At 63.0% G+C, this 22398-nt stretch carries 20 protein-coding genes; 5 read left to right on the forward strand and 15 right to left on the reverse strand.

Translation table 11 applies throughout. The features are described from left to right. Positions 1 to 189 precede the first annotated feature (189 nt). From QQL24_RS16485 to QQL24_RS16505, 5 genes are all read right to left on the reverse strand, one after another. Positions 190 to 1266: a VWA domain-containing protein gene (locus QQL24_RS16485; protein ID WP_284313384.1), complete on the reverse strand. Its 1077-nt coding sequence runs from the start codon at positions 1264 to 1266 to the stop codon at positions 190 to 192. Next, positions 1263 to 2234, reverse strand: coding sequence for a DUF58 domain-containing protein (locus tag QQL24_RS16490; RefSeq protein WP_284313385.1), 972 nt, complete (start codon positions 2232 to 2234; stop codon positions 1263 to 1265). The genes QQL24_RS16485 and QQL24_RS16490 overlap by 4 nt, the downstream gene beginning before the upstream one ends. Then, the gene (locus tag QQL24_RS16495) at positions 2209 to 3225 is read right to left on the reverse strand and encodes an AAA family ATPase (protein ID WP_284313386.1); all 1017 of its coding nucleotides are present in this window, start codon (positions 3223 to 3225) and stop codon (positions 2209 to 2211) included. The genes QQL24_RS16490 and QQL24_RS16495 overlap by 26 nt, the downstream gene beginning before the upstream one ends. Before the next feature lie 125 nt (positions 3226 to 3350). After that, positions 3351 to 4373 (reverse strand): S1C family serine protease, encoded by a 1023-nt coding sequence (locus tag QQL24_RS16500; RefSeq protein ID WP_284313387.1) that lies wholly within the window; start codon positions 4371 to 4373, stop codon positions 3351 to 3353. A 480-nt stretch (positions 4374 to 4853) separates the two neighbouring features. Next, on the reverse strand, positions 4854 to 5345 hold the full coding sequence (locus QQL24_RS16505; protein ID WP_284313388.1) for an Lrp/AsnC family transcriptional regulator: 492 nt from the start codon (positions 5343 to 5345) through the stop codon (positions 4854 to 4856). A 99-nt stretch (positions 5346 to 5444) separates the two neighbouring features. On the opposite strand from QQL24_RS16505, the gene QQL24_RS16510 reads away from it, so the two are divergent. From QQL24_RS16510 to QQL24_RS16520, 3 genes are read left to right on the forward strand one after another with little or no spacing between them, the layout of a single operon-like run. Beyond that, positions 5445 to 6650: a diaminopropionate ammonia-lyase gene (locus tag QQL24_RS16510; RefSeq protein WP_284313389.1), complete on the forward strand. Its 1206-nt coding sequence runs from the start codon at positions 5445 to 5447 to the stop codon at positions 6648 to 6650. Continuing rightward, positions 6647 to 7903: a Zn-dependent hydrolase gene (locus QQL24_RS16515; RefSeq protein WP_284313390.1), complete on the forward strand. Its 1257-nt coding sequence runs from the start codon at positions 6647 to 6649 to the stop codon at positions 7901 to 7903. The genes QQL24_RS16510 and QQL24_RS16515 overlap by 4 nt, the downstream gene beginning before the upstream one ends. Next, the gene (locus tag QQL24_RS16520; RefSeq protein ID WP_284313391.1) at positions 7900 to 9057 is read left to right on the forward strand and encodes a M20 aminoacylase family protein; all 1158 of its coding nucleotides are present in this window, start codon (positions 7900 to 7902) and stop codon (positions 9055 to 9057) included. The genes QQL24_RS16515 and QQL24_RS16520 overlap by 4 nt, the downstream gene beginning before the upstream one ends. A 39-nt stretch (positions 9058 to 9096) precedes the next feature. Here QQL24_RS16520 and QQL24_RS16525 read toward each other — a convergent pair whose 3' ends face one another. From QQL24_RS16525 to QQL24_RS16555, 7 genes are all read right to left on the reverse strand, one after another. After that, positions 9097 to 10755: a Na/Pi cotransporter family protein gene (locus tag QQL24_RS16525; RefSeq protein WP_284313392.1), complete on the reverse strand. Its 1659-nt coding sequence runs from the start codon at positions 10753 to 10755 to the stop codon at positions 9097 to 9099. Between the two features lie 106 nt (positions 10756 to 10861). Beyond that, entirely contained in the window at positions 10862 to 11674 is an 813-nt protein-coding gene (locus tag QQL24_RS16530; protein WP_284313393.1) for an MBL fold metallo-hydrolase, read from the reverse strand. A 3-nt stretch (positions 11675 to 11677) separates the two neighbouring features. Next, positions 11678 to 12478 carry a TatD family hydrolase gene (locus QQL24_RS16535; protein ID WP_284313597.1) on the reverse strand — a complete coding sequence of 267 codons (801 nt, stop codon included), beginning with the start codon at positions 12476 to 12478 and terminating at the stop codon, positions 11678 to 11680. Positions 12479 to 12480: 2 nt separating this feature from the next. Further along, a complete protein-coding gene (gene metG, locus QQL24_RS16540) occupies positions 12481 to 14046 on the reverse strand; it encodes a methionine--tRNA ligase (RefSeq protein ID WP_284313394.1) in 1566 nt (521 codons plus the stop codon). A 122-nt stretch (positions 14047 to 14168) separates the two neighbouring features. Next, positions 14169 to 15209: a DNA polymerase III subunit delta' gene (locus QQL24_RS16545; protein ID WP_284313395.1), complete on the reverse strand. Its 1041-nt coding sequence runs from the start codon at positions 15207 to 15209 to the stop codon at positions 14169 to 14171. Further along, a complete protein-coding gene (tmk, locus tag QQL24_RS16550) occupies positions 15206 to 15847 on the reverse strand; it encodes a dTMP kinase (protein ID WP_284313396.1) in 642 nt (213 codons plus the stop codon). The genes QQL24_RS16545 and tmk overlap by 4 nt, the downstream gene beginning before the upstream one ends. After that, positions 15844 to 17010 (reverse strand): D-alanyl-D-alanine carboxypeptidase family protein, encoded by a 1167-nt coding sequence (locus QQL24_RS16555; protein ID WP_284313397.1) that lies wholly within the window; start codon positions 17008 to 17010, stop codon positions 15844 to 15846. Before QQL24_RS16555 ends, tmk begins: the two co-directional genes overlap by 4 nt. Before the next feature lie 59 nt (positions 17011 to 17069). Between QQL24_RS16555 and QQL24_RS16560 the strand changes: the two genes are divergently transcribed. Both QQL24_RS16560 and hspQ read left to right on the forward strand, forming a co-directional pair. Further along, positions 17070 to 18245, forward strand: coding sequence for a UbiH/UbiF family hydroxylase (locus QQL24_RS16560; protein ID WP_284313398.1), 1176 nt, complete (start codon positions 17070 to 17072; stop codon positions 18243 to 18245). A gap of 410 nt (positions 18246 to 18655) precedes the next feature. Beyond that, the gene (gene hspQ, locus QQL24_RS16565) at positions 18656 to 18988 is read left to right on the forward strand and encodes a heat shock protein HspQ (protein ID WP_284313399.1); all 333 of its coding nucleotides are present in this window, start codon (positions 18656 to 18658) and stop codon (positions 18986 to 18988) included. A 66-nt stretch (positions 18989 to 19054) separates the two neighbouring features. Here the strand turns inward: hspQ and QQL24_RS16570 are convergent, their stop codons facing one another. The 3 genes from QQL24_RS16570 to QQL24_RS16580 all read right to left on the reverse strand — a co-directional run bounded on the left by QQL24_RS16570 (position 19055) and on the right by QQL24_RS16580 (position 22278). Beyond that, on the reverse strand, positions 19055 to 19747 hold the full coding sequence (locus tag QQL24_RS16570; protein ID WP_284313400.1) for an invasion associated locus B family protein: 693 nt from the start codon (positions 19745 to 19747) through the stop codon (positions 19055 to 19057). A gap of 28 nt (positions 19748 to 19775) precedes the next feature. After that, positions 19776 to 20573 carry an invasion associated locus B family protein gene (locus QQL24_RS16575; RefSeq protein ID WP_284313401.1) on the reverse strand — a complete coding sequence of 266 codons (798 nt, stop codon included), beginning with the start codon at positions 20571 to 20573 and terminating at the stop codon, positions 19776 to 19778. A gap of 334 nt (positions 20574 to 20907) precedes the next feature. Next, on the reverse strand, positions 20908 to 22278 hold the full coding sequence (locus QQL24_RS16580) for an AmpG family muropeptide MFS transporter (protein WP_284313402.1): 1371 nt from the start codon (positions 22276 to 22278) through the stop codon (positions 20908 to 20910). Positions 22279 to 22398: the final 120 nt, after the last annotated feature.

Consider the following 22398-nt stretch of genomic DNA (forward strand, 5'->3'; position numbering starts at 1 on the left):
GTATCGCGGCGAAAATTGAGACGAATACGCCCCTATTTCCGGATTCATGCCTCCGGATGCCCAGTCCCCGGTTGTTTTTGTGACGCTCCAACCTGACAGCGCAATGACAGGGCGTCGGCTGTTCTCGATGAATTGGAAAATTGCGCTGCCGGCGAGACCTGGTGGAGCCGCATGATCTTGCGATCGACGTCAGGCGATGCGGCCGAACCACAGCATCGATAGGCCCCCGGCAAGCATGGCGAGTAGCGCGCCGACGCCTGCGAAGATGAACGAGATCTCGGTCAGCCTGCGCTCGCCGACCACCTTGGCGGTCAGCGACTTGTAGACCTTGGCGAGGTCGTCGGCCGACTGGGCGTTGAAGAACTCGGCATTGGTGGCGCCGGCGATCTTCTTGAGCGTGTCGAGGTCGGGCAATGCCCGCATCGTGAAGCCGCCCATATCGACCACGCTGCCCTCCGGCGAGCCAAAGCCCACCGTGTAGACCTTCACCCCATAATTGGCCGCCACCTGCCCGCTCTGAATCGGGTCCTTGCCGGTTGTAGTCGCGCCATCCGTCAGCAGCACGATAATGGCGTTGTCGTAGGAGCCCGGCGGCACCGGCACATGCTCGGCCCGCGGTTGCTGCGTCTGGTCGTCGAGTGAGCGATTGCCGGGGCCGGCATTCATCTGCGCTCCGAGCTGGTCCGTTCCTGGGTCGATGGAGCTGCCCGGGGAGACGTCGAACTTTTCGTCGGGAAAGATCGTCGCCAGCGAGATCAGAATGCCGTCACCGATGGCCGTGCCACGCCGCAGCTGAAAGCGGTCGATGGCATCGTCGAGCGCACTGCGATCGATAGTGGGCACCTGCACCAGCAGCGCCGTCGAGGCAAAGGCCACGATGCCGATTTCCACGTTGTTCGGAAGGTCAGCGATGAACTGCTTGGCGGCGGTTTGTGAGGCCGCGATACGGCTCGGCGCGATGTCCTGGGCGCGCATCGAACCTGATACGTCCATGGCGAGGATCACCAAAGCCCGATTGGACGGCAGCGTCAGGATGGCCGCGGGCCGGGCTACCGCCAGGATCAGCACGGTCACTGCCGCAAGCAGCAGAGCCGGCGGCAAATGACGGCGCCAGGACAAGCCCCTGCCCATGGCCTGCTTCACGAGCGCCAGATTGGCGTAGCGCAGGGCGGCCTGTTTTCTGCGCCGCAGCAGCCACCGATAGGCGGCAACCAGCAAGGGGACGAGCAGCAGCAGCCAGAGGGCGTCGATCCAGATGAAGGTCACGGCGGCTCCCCCATGCCGGTGGCGGGCCCACTCGCAGCCGAGCCGACATGCGCCGGCATGCCCCCGCCGCTCGCCAGCCTTGTCCGCGCCTTGCGCAAATCGGCAAAACGCAGGACGGCGTCGATCAGATCCTCCCTGGTCGACAATTCCAGCACGTCGACGCCGGCCCCAGCGAAGGCCCGCATCTGCGCCTCTTCCGATTTTGCGGCGATGGCCACGAAGCGCCTGCGGAATGCCTTGTCGGTGGTGTCGACAAACAACTGCTCGCCCGTCTCCGGGTCCTGGAAGGCCAGCAAGCCGAGATCCGGCAACGCCAGGTCGAGCGGATCGACCAGGCGCACGCCGATGCCCTCATGCCGGCGCGAGAGCATCGAAAGCGCCCTCTCCCACCCTGGCATCGAGATGAAATCCGAAACCACGAAGACCAGCGAGCGGCGGCGCATAATGGCGAGCGAACGCTTGATGAAGGCCGCGAGATCGGTCTGCGGCGCGCGCAGCAGCCTCGGCCTCGAGAACACCTGCTCGACGAGATGGAGCACATGTCGTCGCCCCGCAGCCGGCGACAGGACGAAATCGTCAAGGCCGTTATGAAGGATGGCACCCACCTTGTTGCCGCGGCGTGTCAGCAGGCGGGCGAGCACCGCGGCAAATTCGCCGAGGACCTGACGCTTGCTCACCGGCCCGCTGCCGAAATCGACCGACGGGCTAAGGTCGAGCAGCAGCCAGGCCGTGACGTCGCGATCCTCATTGTAGATGCGGACATGCGGAACCTGTGTCCGGGCCGTTACGTTCCAGTCGATGTGGCGCACCTCGTCGAAAGGCTGGTATTCCCTCAGGTCAGCGAGGTCGAGCCCAAAGCCGCGGAAGAGCGTACGATAGTCGCCTTGCAGCAGGCCGTCGAGCCGCCGGATGACAGTCCATTCGAGGCGCTGGAGCAGCGCCTCAGGCTGATGCGGTGAGCTTGACATGGCTCTCCAGCGGCTTTTCGGGAGCGGGCACGACCTTGAGGATGCGGGTGATGATGTCATCCGCAGTCACCTCCTCGGCAAGCGCCTCGTAGGACAGCACGATGCGGTGTCGCAGCACGTCGGCGGTGACGTCGAGGACGTCCTCGGGCAGGACGTAGCCGCGCCCGCGCAGGAAGGCGAGCGCCCGGCCGGCCTCGATCATGCCGATCGAGGCACGGGGGCTGGCGCCGAAGCTGATCAGCCGGGCCGTCTCCGCGAGGCCCGCCTGCGTGGGATTGCGCGTCGCGCCCACCACCTTCACCGCGAACTGGATCAGCGAAGGATCGACGAAAAGGCCCCTGCTCCGTGTTTGCAGCTCTGCGAGTTGCTCCGTCGTCGCCACCTTCGCCACCGTGTGCATCACTCCGGTGACGCGCGAGACGATGACGAATTCCTCCTCGGCCGAGGGATACCCGACCAGCGCCTTCATCATGAAGCGGTCGACCTGCGCCTCCGGCAGCGGATAGGTGCCTTCGGTTTCGATCGGGTTCTGGGTGGCCATCACCACGAACGGATTGGGGACCTTATGGGTCTCGCCGGCAATGGTAACCTGCCGCTCCTGCATCACTTCCAGCAGCGCGCTCTGCACTTTCGCCGGCGCGCGGTTGATCTCGTCGGCCAGCAGAAGGTTGCAGAACACGGGGCCGAGCGAGGTGGAGAAATCACCAGTCTTCTGATTGTAGAGCCTGGTACCCACCAGATCCGAAGGCACCAGGTCGGGCGTGAACTGGATACGCTTGAAGGAGCCCTGCATCGCTTGCGCCAGCGTGTTGACCGTCAGCGTCTTGGCGAGGCCCGGCACGCCTTCGACCAGGAGATGCCCGCGCGCCAGCAGTGCGACGAGCACGCGCTCGAGGAAGTGATCCTGGCCCACCACGACCTTCTTCACCTCGTACAGGATCTGTTCCATCAACGAGGCGGCAGCAGCGGCATCATCCGAGCGTTCGGCCATCTGGTTCTCCGTGGTTGCAGCTCCTAAGCAGGTTTCGGAAAAGTGTCCCACGGTTTTCCGATGAGAACCTGCGTCGAAACAAAGACTTAAGCAGGCGAAGCGTTGGTCTGCCAACGCAAGTCTGCTTAGAGGGGCGACTCTCCGAAAGTTCCACGCATCGCATTCTCGATCGGGACCGCGAAGCCGATGCCGGCAAAGGTGCGCGCGCCCGATGGATTGACGATGGCGTCGACGATGCCGATCACCTCGCCATGGCGATCGACCAGCGGGCCGCCCGAATTGCCGGGATTGGCCGCAGCATCGAACTGGATGAGGTTGGAGAGCCTGGTCTTGCCACCGCCCTCGAACTCCCGCTTCAGGCCGGAGACTACGCCTGCCGATGCCGAAGGCCCGATGCCGAAGGGAAAGCCGACCGCCTCCACTTCGTCGCGCGGCCGGAGGCCCCGCGTCGAAGAAAGTGTTGCCGGCTGCAGGTCATCTGGAATCTTGTCGGGCTTGAGCAGCGCCATGTCGTTCTGCTTGTCGGCAGCGGCGAGGTCGGCATTGGCCTGTGTGCCATCGGCAAAGATCACGCGCAATCTTTTGGCCGACACAGCGACATGCAGGGCCGTCAGGACGCTGCCCTTGTCGTCGATTACCACGCCGCCACCCACGGAGACGTTCTTATAGCCCGGCAGCGCACTGTTACCCTCGAGGGGCGCGTTCGGATCGCTGGGATGGGAGCGGTCGTCGGGGCTACCGGACTCATTGGGCGTCATCGGTTCGTAGCCGTCGATGCGCACGACAGACGGAATGATCTGGGCATAGGCAAGCGTGGAAACCGCAGGCTGCTCGGGCCGGTGATCGAGCGCGTAATTCACTGCCTCGTTGAGCCGGCCCTGCGTCAGCGCCCGCGGGGGTGGCCACAACAGGGCATCGGCGCCCACGATGGCAAGGCTCACCAGCGCACTCGCGCCGACGAGCACCTTGCCGCGATGGCGTGTGTAGACATTGTCGGCCAAGAGCCGCGCGCGCTGGCGCAGCGTGGGGGAGGTATCCTCCCCTGCCCCCGCGATGTAGACGGGTGTTATTCCGTCCGAAGCAATCCAGGGCGACCTGGCGTCTGCCCGGGCCTTGCCGGACCTGCTGTAGAGTGGCTGCTTCCGCATGGCTGAAGTCCGCTCAAGCTACATCATATCCCGATAAGCTAGGTATGCCGATGCGTTTTCGCCAAGTGAATTCGTTAATAGTGCGGTGCTGCTCTCTCAAACGTGACTGACTGCCCAATCGTTAAGCAGCAAGAATAGTCCCGGAAATTGGGTCTCCCGGTCAATCTACATACCCGGCATGTGCGATTGCTGCGACTGCATGGCGCTTGCCACCATCACCGGCCCGGTATGGTACCACCGTAACATTACTATCGCCGATGCAGCCCCTTGTCTGCGTTGCCGATAGAGAGCCCCGCGATCCCCCGGTCACTTGATGGATCCAGAAAGCAGAAAGGCCACCCGAGGGCGGCCAGTCCATCATTGTCACTGTCGCGCGAGCTTCGAAGCCCCGTCAGGCCCGGCCGGTCATCAGGGCGCCATCCGGCTTACGGGTAACGGTCTAAGACGACACCGGGTGCTTCAGTGAGAGCAAGAAAGCTGTCAAACCTCGTTCAAGGGTACGCCCAGGCCGACCTTCACCCGATCCATGGCCACGAAAGTGCGGAAGCGCTTGATGTTGGGATTGGCGAAGAACAGCCGGCGCGTCAGGCCTTCATACTCGGTCATGGAACCGACATTCAGGATCAGCACGAAGTCGGTCTCGCCGGCGACATAGTAGCATTGCTGCACCTGCGCCTCGGCAAGAAAGCTCCGCTTGGCTTCGTCGATCAGGTCGACGCGTTCGCTCTCCAGATCGACATTCACGACGATGGTCAGGCGCTGGCCGAGGCGCGCGGGATCAAGCACAGCGATATTGGCTCGGATGAAGCCATCCGCTTCCAGCCGCTTGATACGCCGCTGTACGGCCGGCGCCGACAGATTGACGCGCTCGCCGATCAGGCGCTGCGGCGTCTGATTGTCCCGCTGCAGGATCGCCAGAATGGCGATGTCGAAGCTGTCGAGTTCGGGGGAGGAGCGAAACGATGACGGCATGGCAGCAGGACGAAACAAAATTGCAGAATGAGCACCCAAACAGAGCGCCTTTTTCTACTCGTTCGCAATAATATTTCGTCGGAACCTGGAGAGCCCGTCATGTTTCTCGTCAACTCCCATACCGACTATGGCAAGCCTCTGGAGGCCGTCGATGCGCTGACACTCGGCCCCGACGGTGCCGACGAGGTTGAGCATTTCCTTGCCGTTCGCGACAACCATGCGCCGACGCCGCTGCAAGCTCTTCCCCATTTGGCTCGCCGACTGGGCGTCGGCGCCGTCCTCGTCAAGGATGAGGGACGGCGTCTCGGGCTCGGGAGCTTCAAGGCGCTCGGGGGTGCCTATGCCGTGGTCCGGCTCGTCCTGGAGGACACCGGCCGACAGCTGGGACGGTCGGTCGCGTATGAGGAACTCTTCTCACCCGTCCTGCACGCCACCGCCGCCCGGATGACCTTTGCCTGTGCGACAGACGGCAATCACGGTCGATCCGTGGCGCAGGGCGCCCAACTCGTGGGTGCCAGGGCGGCGATCTTCGTGCATGCCGGGGTCAGCGAGGAGCGCGTCGCCGCCATTGCGCGCTTCGGAGCCGAGATGATCCGTGTCGACGGCACCTATGACGACTCGGTTGCCGAGGCAGCCAGGATCAGCGCCGAGCGAAATTGGACCGTCGTCTCCGATACCTCCTGGCCTGGATATGAGCGCGTGCCAAGCCTAGTGATGCAGGGCTATACCACCATCGTGCGCGAAGCCATGCGGCAGATGAGCGAGCCTCCGACCCATCTTTTCATCCAGGCCGGGGTCGGCGGCATCGCAGCCGCTCTCGCCGGCCATTTCCGGCTGCTGCTCGCCAAGGCCGCTCCCCGGGTCGTTGTGGTCGAGCCTTCTCTCGCCGCCTGCCTGTTCGCCAGCGCCGAAGCGGGGCATCCGGTCAAGGTCGAGCATGGGGCGCCGACCGTGATGGCCATGCTCGAATGCTACGAGCCCTCACTGGTTGCCTGGCGTATCCTATCCCGCACCGCCGATGCCTTCATGACCGTCACGGACGAAGAGGCCATTGCTGCCATGAACCGGCTCGCAAGGCCCGAAGGAGGCGATCTGGCCATTGTCGCCGGCGAGAGCGGCTGCGTCGGGCTCGCTGGTCTCCTGAACGCATTGGGGAATGAAGAAGCGCGGCGCGCCCTCGATTTCGATGACAAAGCGAGAATTCTGCTCGTCAACACCGAGGGGGCCACGGATCCGGCGCGCTATCGAGAACTGGTCGGCCTGCCGCCTGAGGAGGTCGTTGCAGGCGCGAGGATGGGAGCATGAACGTCAGGGAACCCAGCATCGACATGAACCGCCTATTTGACCGGCTCCGCTCGCTGGGTGCCATCGGGCGCGGCGAGGACGGGAAGCTGGTCCGGCTCTCTGCTTCCGACAACGACAAGGCCGGCCGGGATTGCCTGGTGTCGTGGCTCAACGAGGCCGGCCTGGAAGTCGCCGTGGACCGCATCGGCAACGTCTTCGGCATCTGGCGCGATGAGAGCAATGAGAAAGAAATGCCGCTGCTATTGGGCTCGCACATCGACACGGTCATCGATGCAGGCATGTATGACGGCTGCTTCGGCGTGCTCTCCGGGCTGGAGGTCATCGAGACCCTGAAGGCCGCGGGCATCCGCCCGCAACGACCGGTCGTCGTGGCTGCCTTCACCAACGAAGAAGGCGTGCGCTATGCTCCCGACATGATGGGTTCGCTCGTCTTCGCCGGCGGCATGCCGGTGGAGGAAGCCCTCGCCGTCATCGGCCATGACGGTAGCGTGCTGGGCGACGAATTGCGCCGTATCGGCTATGCCGGCACGCTCGATCCCGGTTTTCTGAAGCCGCACGCCTATCTCGAACTTCACATCGAACAGGGTCCGGTCCTCGAACGCGAAGGTTTCACTCTTGGCGCGGTGGAGAATCTCCAGGGTATCTCATGGCAGCGCATCACCATCGATGGCATCGCCAACCACGCCGGTACCACGCCAATGTCGATGCGCAGGGATGCCGGCCATGCGGCAGCTCGGGTTGTGACCTTTCTCCGTGACCGGGCAATGGCTTCCAACAGCCCGACCGTCGCAACCGTCGGCTGCATGCAATTCGAGCCGAATGCCATCAATGTCATTCCCTCGCGTGCCATGTTCACTGTGGACCTGCGCGATCCCAACGAGCAACGGTTACGCGCCGAGGAGGCAGCGCTGGCGACCTTTCTGGAGGGCCTTGCGAAAGCGGAGGGCGTGCGGGTCTCGGTCGAGCGCCTGGCCCGGTTCGAGCCGGTGATCTTCGACGGCGATCTCGTTGCACACATCGAGGAAGCAGCGTCGCGACGCGGTCTCGCCTGCCGGCGCATGACGTCGGGCGCCGGACATGACGCGCAGATGATAGCCCGTATCTCTCCGGCGGCGATGATCTTCGTGCCAAGTGTCGGCGGCATCAGCCACAATCCCGCTGAGTTCACACCGGAGGCGGATCTTGTCGCCGGCGCGACGGTACTGCTGGATGTCGTCATGGACCTGGTGAGATCGTCTGGAGCACAGGCATGAGCGAGCTGGAAACTCTCCTTCCGGATATGATCGCCTGGCGACGTGACTTGCACGCCCACCCCGAATTCGGCTTCGAGGAACAGCGAACGGCGCGTTTCGTGGCTGCGAAGCTGCGGGAATTCGGGCTCGACGAAATTGCCGAGAATATCGGCGGCACCGGCGTTGTCGGCACGCTCAGGCGAGGCAGCGGCAATCGCAGCATCGCGCTGCGGGCCGACATGGATGCCCTGCATATTCCTGAACAGGGTGACCGGCCCTACAAATCGACCGTGCCTGGAACCATGCATGCCTGCGGCCATGACGGCCATACTGCGATGCTGCTGGGGGCTGCCGCGCATCTGGCCGCTACCGGCGGCTTCAATGGCACCGTGCGCTTCATCTTCCAGCCGGCGGAGGAATGGGGCAAGGGCGCCCTCGCCATGCTCGCGGATGGTCTCCTGCAGCGCTTCCCGTTCGACGAGATCTATGGCCTGCACAATATGCCCAGCCTTCCCGTCGGCCACTTCGAAACCCGGCCCGGCCCGATCATGTCGGCTGAGGATAATTTCGAAATCGTCCTTACCGGTGTCGGCGGCCATGCCTCGCGTCCGCACTCGGGCAGCGAGACGCTGGTGGCTGCCTGCGCCCTCGTCACCAATCTCCAGGCCATCGTCTCCCGCCGGCTCGATCCTGCCGATATCGGTGTGGTCTCCGTGACCGAGCTGATCACCGACGGCACTCGCAACGCCCTGCCCGGCCACGCTCGCGTCCTGGGCGACGTGCGCAGCTTCCGTCCTGAAGTCAGCGCCGAGGTGGAACGGCAGATGCGCCGGATCGCCGAAGGAACGGCCCTTGCCTATAATGTCGCGCAAGAGGTCCGCTACAGCAGGGAGTTCGTGCCGACGATCAACGATCCTGCAGCGGTCAACGAGGCCTTTGCCGCCGCCGGTACGATATTGGCCGCGGAGAACATCGCGGTTGCCCGCGAGCCAATGACGGCCTCGGAAGATTTCGCCCGTTTCCTCGAACGCGTGCCGGGCTGCTTCGCCTTCCTCGGCAATGGCGAAGCGTCGGCGCCGCTGCACAATCCGACCTATGACTTCAACGACGATGGCCTCATTCACGGGGCACGGTTCCATGCAGCCATCGTGCGACGGCGCCTACCGATCACCTGATGCTTTATCGACGTTCGATAAACCTCTGATTAGGAATAATTATCCTGCGTCCTTGATCCGCAGTCGCGAGGTGGACAGAACGCCCTCGGCTTCGAGGATCGGATAGGCCACTGCGGTCAGATGCGCCACGATGCGCTTGAGATCACGGATAATATCCATATGCAGCGAACTCGTCTCGATCGAGGCGAGTGTGCCGGCCCGCAGGCGGTTGAGATGACTTTCGGCGGCAGAGCGTTCGAAGTTGCGGATGTGGTCCTTGGCTTCCACGAGACGACGCGCCATCTCGCTGTCCTGCGTCATGAAGACGGTGATGGCGAGGCGCATCTGCGCCACGACCTCGCGATGCATGGCCTGGATCTCGGCCCAGCCCTCGCTTGAGAAGCTGAGGTTGAGCCGCTGCTTCTTGGCTGCGAGTTCCAGCAGCGTCTTGTCCAGGATGTCGCCGACATGTTCGAGGTTGGTGGTGAAGAGGATGAGATCGAAGGCCTTGCGGCTCATCTCCTTGTCCAGCGGTGTACGGGTGAGCCGGGTCAAATAGAGCTTGATGTTCTCCTGGAGCTGGTCGACCTGATGGTCGAGCTGGCTGATCTGCTTGCGCCGGGAATCGTCCTGTTCCTCGAAGGTTATGATCGATTCCCGCAGCATGATCTCAACCAGCTCGGCCAGGCGGATCACCTCGCGCGAGGCGGCGACCAGCGCCACCGACGGGCTGTCGAAATCGGCCTCGTCGAGTACGGGCGAAGGACGTTCGCTGATCGAGACCTCAGGCGCCGCGATCAGCCTTTCAAGCTGCTTGGCCGTCTGGGTCACGAAAGGCAGGAAGACCACGACGAGCAGGAGGTTGAAGCCGACATGGAAATTGGCGATCTGGCGCGCGCCGTCGCTCTCCAGGGTGGCCAGCCAGGGCTGAATGAGGGACAGCAGGGGAAGCAGCAGGATGGCGCACAGCACCCGGGTGCCGAGATTGCCGATCAGGGCCCGGCGAACTTCGATAGGCGCTGCTAGCGACAGGCCGAGCGGCGCAAGGCCTGAGCCGATATTGGCGCCGAGTGTGAGGGCCAGCGCCAGGGGAACCCCAATCACCCCTGCCCCGGCGAGCGAGATCACCAGGAGCAGGATGGCGATGCTGGAATGCACCAGCCAGGCCAGCGCCGCGCCGATCAGCAAGGCCGCCCAGGGCTGGCCATCGAGTCGCTCGAAGATGAGCGTCATGATGTCGCTCTGGCGGATCGGCTCGGCAACGCCGACGACCAGATGCAGCGACAGGATCATCAGGCCGAGCCCGATCATCGCCCTGCCGACATTCTGGGCCAAGGAAGAGCGCGCGATCATGAACAGGGCGACGCCGGCGGCGATCAGGATCGGCATCAGCGCCGAGAGGTCGAAGGACATTGCCTGGACGACCAAGGTGGTACCGACATTGCTGCCTAGCAGCACGGCGAGCGCCATCGCGAGCGTCAGGAAGCCGCGTTCGACGAAGGACATCACCAGGAGTGTCGAGCCGGTGGAACTCTGTAGGGCGGCGGCCACCCCCGCGCCGGCGAGACAGGCCGAAAAGCGGTTGGAGGTCGCCCTGGCGATCACACCCCGCAATTTCTCGCCAAAGGCCCGCATGATGCCTGTCTTGACCAAACGTGTGGACCACAAAAGCAGCGCAATACCGGCGAGAAGATTGAGAAAGACGTGCTGATCGGCCAACCGAACAATTCCCCTGTGACGAATCCCATTGTGACAATGACAAGGAATCTATCACATAAGCAATTGAAACAACATGTACATTACCGTCACAATTTGACGCTTCCGGTCAAACTGTTTCAAGAACCTCGACGCCGATGCGCATACCGTCATAGCCGGGCTCGACGCCTTCAGGCAGTTCTCGGCGGAGCGTCTGGTAGTCCATCTCGGTGTGCATGTTGGTGAGAATGGCGCGCCGCGGCTTCAGCCGCTCGATCCATTCCAGGGCCTCGGGCAGCGACCAATGGCTGGGATGAGGTTGGGGCCGGAGGGCATCAACGATCCAGACATCAAGGTCCTGCAGCAATCTCTCACTTTCTGATGACAAGCCATTGATATCGCTAGAGTAGGCGAAGTTTCCGAGTCGAAACCCGAGCGACTGGATGTCGCCGTGATCCTGATCGAAAGGCAAGGCGCGGACGAAACCTCCCGGTCCGCCAACACTCACCGTCTCGCCGATCGATATCATGTTGAGGCTGAGGATGGGTGGATAGCTCGATCCAGGCGGCGTCTCGAAGCAATAGGCGAAGCGCATGCGCAGGAGCGAGGCTGTGCGCTGATCGGCATAGATATCGATGAGGCTGCGCTGATGAAGCGCGAGAACGCGCAAATCGTCGATGCCATGGGTATGGTCCGCATGCTCATGGGTGTAGAGCACACCATCGATCCTGTCGACGTTGGCATCCAGCAATTGTTCGCGCACATCCGGCCCGGTATCGACGAGCACCGTGGTGCGACCCTCCGGCCCATCCTGTTCCAGCAGCAGTGCGCAGCGCCGGCGCCGGTTGCGCGGCTCCCTGGGATCGCAACTGCCCCAGCCGAAACCGACGCGGGGCACGCCGCCCGAGGATCCACAGCCCAGCAATGTCGCTGTCAGCACCATGCGTCAGGCCGCCGCCTTCAGGTCGTCCGGACGGGGCATCTTCGAGAACAGTCGGAAAGCGTTCTCGGTCGTCCTGGTGGCAATCTCACTCTCGCCGACGCCGAGCGTCTCAGCCAGCACGCGCGCGGTGTTCACCACATAGGCAGGCTCGTTGCGCTTGCCGCGGAAGGGCGTCGGCGCCAGATACGGCGCATCCGTCTCGACCAGCAGGCGGTCATGCGGCACGAAACGGGCGATATCGCGGATCTCCTCGGCCGTCTTAAAAGTCAGGATGCCCGAGAACGAGACGTAGAAGCCGAGAGCAAGGCCCCGCCGCGCCAGATCGGCGCCTGAGGAATAGCAATGGAGGACGGCTGCGAAAGCTCCCTTTCCCATTTCCTCCTCCAGGATATCGCCGATATCCTGGTCGGCCTGCCGGGCGTGAACCACCAGAGGCAGGCCGGTCTGCCGCGCGGCGGCGATATGTTTGCGAAAGCCGCGTTCCTGGATGTCGCGCGGGGCGTAATCGTAGTGATAGTCGAGGCCAGCCTCGCCGATCGCCACCACCTTGGGATGCTCAGCCAGTTCCAGGATGGTTTCGAGGGGGATATCGTCCTCCTCATGGGCGTGCAGGCAATGCGTGCCGACCGAGCCATAGACATCGTCGAAGCGCTCGATCAGGGCCCGTATCCGGTCAAACTGGCGGATGCGGGTCGAGATGGTGATTATGCGCCCGATGCCGGCGGCGCGCGCGCGCGACACCACCTCCTCGCTCTCGTTCTGGAGATCGGGGAAATCGAGATGGCAGTGGCTGTCGATCAGCATCGTCATGCCCCAGCCGCCGCCTCGGTCGGCTCGACATAGCGTGGGAAGACGGGCTCGGGCGCCGGCAATGCCGTGTCCGGTGCCAGGCGGCCGTCGACACCCAGATAGCCGAAGTCGCGGGCATCCCCGGGCACGCCGAGCAGGTCGAGCATCTTGGCGGCGCCGGTAGGGATCACCGGTTGGGCAAGGATAGCGATCTGCCGCACCACCTCGGCGGTGACATAGAGCACCGTTTCCATGCGCGCGGCATTGCTCGTCTTGAGCTTCCAGGGCTCCTCAGCGGCAAAATAGCGGTTCGCCTCACCCACGACGGCCCAAAGATCCGCGAGGATGGTGTGGAGCGCGAAGGAATAGATGGAGTCGCGCGCCTTCCATACGAGTTCGTCCGCCAGTTTCAGCAACTGCTCATCCGAGGGCAGGAGATCGCCAGGACTGGGAACCCTGCCCCGGCAATTGGCCGCGATCATCTTCAAGCAGCGATTGGCGAGATTGCCAAAATCGTTGGCGAGGTCGGCATTGATGCGGTTGACGATACCCTCATGCGAATAATTGCCGTCCTGGCCGAAGGGAACTTCGCGAAGGAAGAAGTAGCGCAACTGGTCGACGCCGTAATGCCCCGCCAGGGTGAAGGGATCGATCACATTGCCCACCGACTTGGACATCTTCTCCCCGCGATTGAACAGGAAGCCATGGCCAAACACGCGATGCGGCAGCGGCAGGCCGGCCGACATCAGGAAGGCCGGCCAGTAGACCGCGTGGAAGCGTACGATATCCTTGCCGATGACATGCACGCTGGCCGGCCAGAACTTCGAGCGCCCGGTATTGGTCTGGGGGAAGCCCGTCGCTGTCAGGTAGTTGGTGAGGGCATCGACCCAGACATACATCACATGCTTGGGGTTGCCGGGCACCGGAATGCCCCAATCGAAGGTAGTGCGGCTCACCGACAGGTCCCGCAGGCCCGAGCGCACGAAGCTCAGGATCTCGTTGCGCCGTTCCTCCGGGCCGATGAAATCGGGGTGGCTCTCGTAGAACTTGAGGAGGCGGTCCTGGAACGCTGAAAGCTTGAAGAAATAGCTCTCTTCCTCCACCCACTCGACCTTGGTGCCGGTCTCGATCACCGTGCGCGAGCCGTCGGAATTCAGGGCGAGGTCCTTCTCGTCGTAATAGGCCTCGTCGCGCACAGAGTACCAGCCGGAATATTTCGACAGATAGATGTCGCCAGCCGCCTCCATGCGCTTCCAGATCTCCTGGCAGGCGCGGTAGTGGCGCTCTTCGGTGGTGCGGATAAAATCATCATTCGACGCATTAAGCGCGACAGCCATCTCACGGAAATATTGGGAATTCCGGTCGGCAAGCGCGGTAGCCGCCATGCTCTCTTTGGCTGCCGTCTGCAGCATTTTCTGGCCATGCTCGTCCGTGCCGGTGAGGAAGAACACCTCATGGCCGTCGAGCCGCTTGAAGCGGGCGATGGCATCCGTCGCGATCAACTCATAGGCGTGCCCGATATGCGGCCGGCCATTGGGATAGGAGATCGCGGTGGTGATGTAATACGTGTCCTTGTCGGCCATCGAAACGCTCTTCCTTACAGTGGAGCGCAACGGCTGGCGGTTTCATCCGCCCGGCCACACTCCAGGGATTCCAGGTTGGGCTCGACCTCGTATCGCGAAGAATGCCTTGCCCGCCGGGGATATCAGGCGGCAGACGCCTCGGCGAGCATGGAGAGGGTTGAGAGCACAAACGGCTTGCGGTCCAGGTTGTAGGCCTCGACATCACGCGCCGCACTGCGGGCTTTTTCCCATACCTCCGCCCAGCGCGCAAGGCGATGAGCAGGCTCGGAACGCTCAGAAAGCAGGCGTTGATGCAACCATTCGTCGATGAAATCGAGCAGAAGGGCGAAATTCTCCTCGCCAGCCTTGTTGGCGCAGCGATCCGCCAAGGCATGGGCGGCGGCCACATCGATTCGCGGCAGCTTGGCGAGAAGCTCCGTCAGCGACCGGTGAAGCGCCACGCCCTCGCCATCGGCCAGCGTGAGCGCCCGCCGGACGCTACCCTGTGCCAGAGCCGCGCCGGCGGCGATCGCCTCGGATGACAAATCGGGCCTTGCCTGGGCCGCTGCTTCGATCACATCGGCCTCGCCCAAGGCCTCCAACGCCAACAGGCGACAGCGGGAGCGGATGGTGGGCAGCAGGCGGGCCGGCTGGTGCGAGACCATCAGGAACAGCACGCGCGGCGGCGGCTCCTCCAGCACCTTGAGCAGGGCATTGGCACCCTCGCGCGCCAGGTCCTCGGCGCTGTCGATGATGGCGATGCGCCAACCACCCGCCCCGGCGGTCGAGCCGAGAAAGCGCACGACATCGCGGACGTCGTCGACGCGGATATTGCTGTAGAAGCCCTTGGTCTTCTCGTTAGGCAGGCGGCGGAGTACGGTGAGGTCGACATGGGCCTGCGACATCACCTGCCGGGCCGCATGCCCCTCCGGCGGTACCGACAGGTCCGAAGCACTGCCGATACGGGAGGGATCGGAATTGGTGAGCACGAACTTCGCCATGCGGTAGGCGAGCGTGGCCTTGCCGATACCCTCCGGCCCCCCGAGGATCCAGGCATGATGAATGCGACCGGACTGGTAGGCGGCAAGCAGGGCCTGCTCGGCCACATCCTGCCCGATCAGCCGCGTGGTCTCGCGTGGATGCGGACTGTCGGCCAGCATATCGCTCTCGAGACGGTCGCTCATGTCGATGCGCGCTCCTTGGCGAGCCGACGCCTGACGACGGAGAGAATAACGGCTGCCACGGCATCCGGGGTCCCCAAAGCATTGATGACCGCACAGCGCTTCGGCTCATATTCGGCAATGGCCAGGAATGCCTCGCGCAGCTTCTCATGAAAAGACAGGCTCTCTGCCTCGAAGCGATCGGCTTGTGCGCTGCGGGCACGGGCGCGGGCGAGGCCATCACGGGCAGGCAGGTCGAGAATGAGGGTGAGATCCGGCATGGTATTGCCAACCACCACGCGTTCCATGGATCGGATCAGGTCCGGTTCGATCTCGCCAAGCACGCCCTGATAGGCACGGGTGGAATCGATGAAGCGATCGCAAAGCACCCAGATGCCCTGGGCGAGCGCCGGGCGGATCGTTGCTTCGAGGTGGTCGTCCCGCGCGGCGTTGAACAAGATCGTTTCGGCGAAGGGGCCGAAGGGCTTGGCGCCGCCCGACAGAAGCACCTCGCGCAGCTTTTCGGCATGAGGCGAGCCGCCGGGTTCACGCGTCATCAGGGTCTGGACACCGAGATTGTTCAAGGATGCCGCCAGCCGGCGGATCTGGGTGGATTTGCCAACCCCCTCCCCACCTTCGAACGTAATAAACCGGCCTCTCATCGCTTGCCGTGCCCACCCTGTACCAAACCGATGCCTAGCTCGTAGATAGCACCGAATGCGCGTTGGGGAAGACTGCCGATGGGGATATCGGCGGAAGCATACAGGGGAATCTCCAGAGAAACCTGGCCCTCGCGCAGGATCTGCAGGCGACCGGCCGGTGCGCCCTTGCGGATGGGCGCCTCCAGCGGGCCGTCATAGAGAAGCTTGGCGCTCAGCTTTTCCTCATTGGCGCTGTTCACCAGGAGCTCGACGTCGCGATCCGCCGCCAGGGAAACGCGGGGAGCCAAGCCGCCGAACACGGAGGCCTCTCCCACCGTTTCGCCCCTGGTGAAGACTGTCTTCGGCTGGAAGGAGGTTTCCGCCCATTGCAGCAAGCGCTTGGCCTCCGCCGCGCGGTCGGCGATCGACTTCATGCCTTGCAGCACCAGGATGAAACGCTGGTCGCCATGGGCCGCCGAGACGATGAGGCCATAGCCGGCCGTACCGGACGCGCCGGTGACGCCGCCATCCACCCCGAGATCGGCAGTCAGCAGCGGATTGCGGTTGGTCTGGCGAATCTTGTTCCAGGTAAAATCCTTCTCCTGGTAGATCGCATAGACCTCAGGCTCATTCGTGCGCAGCCAGGTGAGCAGCAGCGCAAGATCGCGCGCCGTGGTCAGTTGCTCGGGGTCGGCAAAACCGGTGACATTGCGAAACTGGGAATGCTGCATCCCGATTTGCCCCGCGAGAGCGTTCATGCGCGGCACCAGGCCCTCCTGCTGGCCCGTGAGGCCCTCGGAGAGAGCTAGGCAGGCATCGTTGGCGGCCTGGACGATAACGCCGCGGAGGAGGTCGTCGACCCGGATACGGCTCTTGACCGCCGCGAACATGGTCGCACTGCCGGAAGGCGCGCCTCCCGTGCGCCAGGTCTGTTCCGAGATGGGATATTCGGTCTCGCGCGTGGTTTCGCCTGCGCGCAAAGCCTGTGCCACCACGGCAATCGTCATGAGCTTGGCCATGGCGGCGGGCTCGATCGGCTTGTCGGCGCCCTTGTCGAGGAGGACGCTGCCGGTGGTGGTATCGATCAAAAAGGCCACGGGCGCACTTGTCGCAAAGGGCTCGGCCCGCAGCGGTGCGACCAGCGCCACCGCCGCCATCAGGAGGCCGAGAAGGATCGCCCGCATCGCCGATCATCCGCTCTCTTTGACGCGCCCGGAAATGCGCGATAAGTCCATCACGCATCATGCCAGCCAATCATGAACTAAATCACTGTTCTATCGCAATCGTCGGCGCCGGGCTGGCGGGCTTGGCTTGCGCCGTGGTGCTGCGCGCGCAGGGCCATGCCGTCACGCTCATCGGCCCGGCCGGCAATGCCGCCGACACGCGTACCACCGCCCTGCTCGAGGGCAGCGTGCAGGCCTTGGCGAAAGCCGGCGTGGTGATCGCCGGCAATCCGGCAGCGGCACCGCTGCGGGTGATGTCGATCGTGGACGCGACACAGCGCCTGATCCGCGCCCGCCCGATTGCTTTCGAAGCAAAAGAGATTGGGCTCGACGCTTTCGGCTGGAATATCGCCAACGGTGCATTGACCCAGGCCCTGCTGAACCGCCTTGCCGAACTCGAGATCGAGCATGTTACCGGGCGGCTCCTGTCGGTCGACATCGCCGACGGGCATGTCGGCCTGACCATCGATGGCGCCGAGCCGCTGACGGCCGGTCTCGTCATCGCCGCCGACGGGCGCAACTCGATGGTGCGCCAGGCTGCCGGCATCGGGACTACGCGGCATGATTATCCGCAGACCGCCCTCGCCCTCAACCTCCGGGTCAGCCGCGACCATCGCGAGATCTCAACGGAATTCCACACCGAATCCGGCCCCTTCACGCTGGTGCCCTTGCCCGGTCGGCGGGCGAGCCTGGTGTGGGTCGTTTCGCCTGAAAGAGCCGAGGCGCTCAAGGAGCTCGACGATGCGGCGCTGGCGCACGAGATCGAAAAGCAGAGCCATGCCTTGCTCGGCCGCGTTAGCATCGATTCGCAGCGCTCCTTCTGGCCGATGAACACGGTCATGGCGACGTCACAGTCCGGCACGCGGATCGCCCTGATCGGCGAGGCCGCCCATGTCCTGCCGCCGATCGGGGCGCAAGGCTTCAATCTGACGCTTCGCGATATCGCGGCCTTGGCCAAGGCGCTGCGGGATGCAAAAGACCCGGGCGCCTCGGCGGTGCTCGACGCCTATGTCAAAGCCCGGCGGGCGGATATCGGCACAAGGCACACCGCCGTCGACCTCCTCAACCGTTCCCTGCTGTCGGACCAGTTCGCGCTGCAGGGGCTGCGGGGCCTTGGCCTCTATGCGCTTGAACGGATCGGCCCGCTGCGCCGCGTGGTGATGCGCCAGGGCCTTGCCCGCGCGGTCGAGGATTGAAGTGGCCGTGCGTCTGGCGTCAAAAGCCGGAGGTCGAGACGTCCACGTCTTCATCGAAACCCAGGTCATCGATGTATCGCGAACCCTCGTACCCATGTGCTCTTCGTGAAATGCATTCGCGAGCATACGGAGCAATGGATGTGAATGCGGCGTGGTGGGGCCAGCGGCAGCGGTCCCGACCTTGGTAAAGCGCCGTGTCGCGGCATGTAATCATCACAAGATTGCGCAATTAATGAAAATTGAAGCGACTTTGGTTGAAATTCGGCTATCCTTGGTGGCATGGAGCGAGTGCGCGACAGTCGCGTAAGCCTGGAACTTGCCTCGGCTCTAGCGGCGCGGATTGCTCCTGGATAGTAGTGTATGAACTTGGCCGATGGTCAGCCGGGTTCGAATGACAACTGAAATTGCGTATGAATAAAGCCCGCGAAGCAAAATTCTTTATTGGTCAAGTCGTCCGCCATCGCGTTTATCCATTCCGTGGCGTCATTTTTGATGTCGATCCGGAATTCGCCAATACGGATGAATGGTGGCAGTCGATACCCGAGGACGTGCGCCCATCCAAGGATCAGCCCTTCTACCATCTGCTGGCGGAGAATGACGAAACGGAATATGTCGCCTATGTCTCCGAACAGAATCTCGTCGTGGATGACAGCGGCAAGCCCGTGCGCAACGCCCAGGTCGAACAGATGTTCGACCGCGACAAGAACGGCGGCTATCGGCCCAAGCCCAGCGTAAGGCACTGAGCGCGCGAAAGCCCGTACCCCCACATGAAAAGACCGGCTCGAACGCCGGTCTTTTGCTTTTCTATCTTATTGAGCGGGAGCGGGCGGCGCGCCCTGCTGCTGTTGCTGCTGCCGGATCTGGGCTTGCTGGGCGTCGATGAAAGGCTGGAAAAGCTTCTGCAGGTTCTCGTTGAAGGCTTTCACCTGCGCCTGATAGGTGGGCGTATCGATACCGGCGCCGTCGAACACCTTGCCGAAGCCGTCGAGGGTCATGTCGAGCGCCACGGGCTGCCCCTGGAAGGTGACAGCCTGCACCGTGAGCTTCTTGCCCTTCTTGAGAACGGCCAGATTGGCATCGCTCAGCGGCATGTCGGCGACGCAGCTCGGTCCGTAGCAGATGCGGTACTTGGCCGTATCGAGTGTCTGGCCGTCGACCAGGACACGGGCGCCGAGCGGCAGCACCACGCCGCCGGGGACGATCACCGTCAGGGTGGTCTTGCCACCCTTTTCCTGACTGACCTGGGCCGTCATCGTCCATTGCGTGGTGGGCAACAAGAGATCGCGCACGATACGGCACAATTCCTTGGTGTCCTGCTTCACGCATATCTTGGTCCACGGCGGCTGATCGAAGGCCGGGAGCGCAGGGGGCTGCTGGCCTGGGGGAGCGGCGTCGGGCGCCGTGGCAGCCGGAGCGGGCTGCGGCTGGTTCTGGGCAAGAGCGGCACCAGCCGTCATTGTCATCAAGGCCGCCGCGGCGCCTGCGATCAGAGAGTTTCGCATAGTCAGAATTCCTGTTCCGAAGCGCTTCTTATTGAGCGGGCGCGGGATTGGCGTTGAGCTGCTCGCGGGCCTTCTCGGCAGCCTGCTGCAACTGGTCCTGCAGCTTCTTCTGCTCGTTCGCGATCGCATTGGGGTCGAGCGGCTTGCCGTCGATCGTGGTGGCCAGGCCTTCGGTGCTGAGCGGCAACTGGACGTCCTGCGACAGCTTGCCGGCCTGTGCGGCGGCCTCTGCAGCGGCCTGGTCCTGCGGCGGCGCCTTGAACACGATCGTCAGCATCTTGGCCTTGCGCAGGGCAGCCAGCTGATTGTCGTCGATCTGGATTTCGACGAGGCACCCCTCGGGCGAGCACACGATATATTTGCCGGTGGCGAAGGCGGCGTTGTCGAGATAGAGGGCGATGCCATTGGGGATCAGGCCGCCCACCGGCATGACAAGGCGCAGGATCTGCTTCTTGTCGGTGGTGTTCTGCATCACGATCGCTGTCATGATCGTCTGGCCGGTCTCGGAGCGCAGGTCACGGCGGATCAGGCAGATTTCCGTCTTCGACTGCTGATCCGTCTGGCAGAGCTTTACCCATTCAGGCTGCGAATTGGACAGCGGCGGAACGACCGACCCTTTGAGGGAGGGCACATCCGCCGTGGCGGTATCGGTCGGAGCGGCGGCTGCCGGCGCGGCCTGAGCCGGCTTCTGGGCAGGCTTGGCTGCAGGTGCCTTCGGCTTTGTGGTTGCGGCCGGCTTGGCAGGCTTGTCCTGGGCCAATGCGGGCGTTGCCGCAAGGCAGAGCGCCGCAACAGCTGCAGTCGCAAAGTGGCGAAACGACATCATGCAAAATCCTTGAGTCCTGGGCCCGTCACCGCAGACGCAACGCGGCAACGCACCAATGGGGCTGAATGTCTCTCACCGCCAATCGGGGCGCCAAGATGACCATTTCGGGGATGGTCCATAAACGAAGCAGCCTTGGGTTTCCAGCCTCGAAAGCGATGTATGACCATTGCGCGCCTCCTATAGCGCGGTAATTTGCAGAAAAAGTGATCTGGCAGGCCATTGCCAAGAATTTCATGGCCATCTCTGATTGAAACTGCGCCGAATCTTGCCGCCCAGATGGGCCTCCTGACAAGCGCAAGCGTCTGCATCGCCGTGAAAAGTTCAGATCGTTCTTTCAGGATTCGCCCCGGCGCGCTTCCGCGCCCCTTGGCAAAGCGTTGGACTGTCTGGCGGCAGCAAGCCAGATGAACACGCAGAGCGCGGCGACGGGTATGCCGATAGTGGATGTCGAAATAAAGAAGGCGGGATAGCCAATCGTATCGACGATTGCGCCGGATATCCCAGCAAGGCCGTGGCCAGGCAATGCATACAGGGAACTCAACAGGGCATACTGGCTGGCTGCATATCTTGGGGAGGTCAGCGACGACATATAGGCAGCGAGAGCAATGCCAGCGAAGCTCGCCGCCAAGCTTTCAACACTCACAGCCAGCGTGAGCAGACTAATGTCTGCGCCGTGTGCAGCAAGCAAGGCCAGGCTCAGATGGGATGAAGCTGCCGCAATTCCGCCGATCAGCAAACTTGGCATGAGCCCCAGGCGCCAGATCGATAGGCCCGCGAAGAAGGGGGCCACAATCGTGATCCAGAAAGAGAAGACCTTGGTCACGCTCGCGATCTCGGATTTGGAGAACCCGAGGTCGATATAGAGTGGGGTGTTCATCGTGCCCGAGATGAAATCGGGCAAGCGATAGATGGCGACCAACAGAAGGATCGGAATTAGCATCCATTTCCAACGCTGGAATAGGTCGCCGAGCGGCTCAAGGAAAGACTCAAGCCATGAGTTCTTAGGGGGCAGTCCTTTTGCCGATGGTTGTTTTTCTGTGAGAGTCCCGACGATTGCAACGTCATCCGAATGGGTCTCGATCCGCTGCGGCGCCGGGGTGAACAATGCGGCCACTATGCCGATCAGCATCATCAGCATCATGCAAAGATACGCTATCCGCCAATTGGCGAAATCCGCAATATAGAGCGCGCCCGCACCGGCGCACAGGACACCGAGACGATACCCAAGCAGGGCAACTGCCAGCATAACCCCCTGTTCTTCCTTTGGTACGATGTTGATACGCCAACCGTCGATCACGATGTCTTGGCTGGCTGAGCAAAAGGCCGTAAAAATCGCGGATGCAGCGGTGGCCCAGAACATCTTCGCCGGATCACTGAAGGCCAGGCCCAGAAGGCCGATGGCGACCCCCAACTGGGCCAGCAGCATCCAGCCACGCCAACGCTCGCAAAAGCGCCTCAGAAAGGGCGGGTCCAAGCGATCAATGAAGGACGCCCACAGAAATTTCAGGCTGTAGGGCGAGGAGGCATAATAGAACAGGCCGATGTCAGTCAGCGAGATTCCGGACTCCCGCAACCGTGCCGACTGTGTCGAGACGATGAGCAAATATGGCAGTCCCGAGCTGAATCCAAGCGCCAGCATGAAAGCCAGGCGGCGATCGCTGGCGATGCTTTTCAGTATGGAGAGAAATTTGTTGCCGGGAATCATAGTCCGCCTTTAGCGTCGCTCGACCGCACGGCCAAATTCTTTAGGCGGCCACGCAGCGACCCCGGATATACACTCAAATCCGATGTGATTCGATCTGGCAGGCATCTGGTTGCGACGGAA

It is taken from the genome of Labrys miyagiensis, from assembly GCF_030160835.1.
Lineage (GTDB): Bacteria > Pseudomonadota > Alphaproteobacteria > Rhizobiales > Labraceae > Labrys > Labrys miyagiensis.

Bases quoted from the DNA above. Each gene is read 5' to 3' on its own strand.
- QQL24_RS16580 (WP_284313402.1), bottom strand. From the start codon at position 22,278: ATGATTCCCGGCAACAAATTTCTCTCCATACTGAAAAGCATCGCCAGC.
- QQL24_RS16545 (WP_284313395.1), bottom strand. From the start codon at position 15,209: ATGAGCGACCGTCTCGAGAGCGATATGCTGGCCGACAGTCCGCATCCA.
- QQL24_RS16515 (WP_284313390.1), top strand. From the start codon at position 6,647: ATGAACGTCAGGGAACCCAGCATCGACATGAACCGCCTATTTGACCGG.
- tmk (WP_284313396.1), bottom strand. From the start codon at position 15,847: ATGAGAGGCCGGTTTATTACGTTCGAAGGTGGGGAGGGGGTTGGCAAA.
- QQL24_RS16500 (WP_284313387.1), bottom strand. From the start codon at position 4,373: ATGCGGAAGCAGCCACTCTACAGCAGGTCCGGCAAGGCCCGGGCAGAC.
- QQL24_RS16530 (WP_284313393.1), bottom strand. From the start codon at position 11,674: ATGGTGCTGACAGCGACATTGCTGGGCTGTGGATCCTCGGGCGGCGTG.
- hspQ (WP_284313399.1), top strand. From the start codon at position 18,656: ATGAATAAAGCCCGCGAAGCAAAATTCTTTATTGGTCAAGTCGTCCGC.
- QQL24_RS16490 (WP_284313385.1), bottom strand. From the start codon at position 2,234: ATGTCAAGCTCACCGCATCAGCCTGAGGCGCTGCTCCAGCGCCTCGAA.
- QQL24_RS16555 (WP_284313397.1), bottom strand. From the start codon at position 17,010: ATGCGGGCGATCCTTCTCGGCCTCCTGATGGCGGCGGTGGCGCTGGTC.
- QQL24_RS16505 (WP_284313388.1), bottom strand. From the start codon at position 5,345: ATGCCGTCATCGTTTCGCTCCTCCCCCGAACTCGACAGCTTCGACATC.
- QQL24_RS16510 (WP_284313389.1), top strand. From the start codon at position 5,445: ATGTTTCTCGTCAACTCCCATACCGACTATGGCAAGCCTCTGGAGGCC.
- metG (WP_284313394.1), bottom strand. From the start codon at position 14,046: ATGGCCGACAAGGACACGTATTACATCACCACCGCGATCTCCTATCCC.
- QQL24_RS16570 (WP_284313400.1), bottom strand. From the start codon at position 19,747: ATGCGAAACTCTCTGATCGCAGGCGCCGCGGCGGCCTTGATGACAATG.
- QQL24_RS16560 (WP_284313398.1), top strand. From the start codon at position 17,070: ATGCCAGCCAATCATGAACTAAATCACTGTTCTATCGCAATCGTCGGC.
- QQL24_RS16535 (WP_284313597.1), bottom strand. From the start codon at position 12,478: ATGCTGATCGACAGCCACTGCCATCTCGATTTCCCCGATCTCCAGAAC.
- QQL24_RS16495 (WP_284313386.1), bottom strand. From the start codon at position 3,225: ATGGCCGAACGCTCGGATGATGCCGCTGCTGCCGCCTCGTTGATGGAA.
- QQL24_RS16575 (WP_284313401.1), bottom strand. From the start codon at position 20,573: ATGATGTCGTTTCGCCACTTTGCGACTGCAGCTGTTGCGGCGCTCTGC.
- QQL24_RS16520 (WP_284313391.1), top strand. From the start codon at position 7,900: ATGAGCGAGCTGGAAACTCTCCTTCCGGATATGATCGCCTGGCGACGT.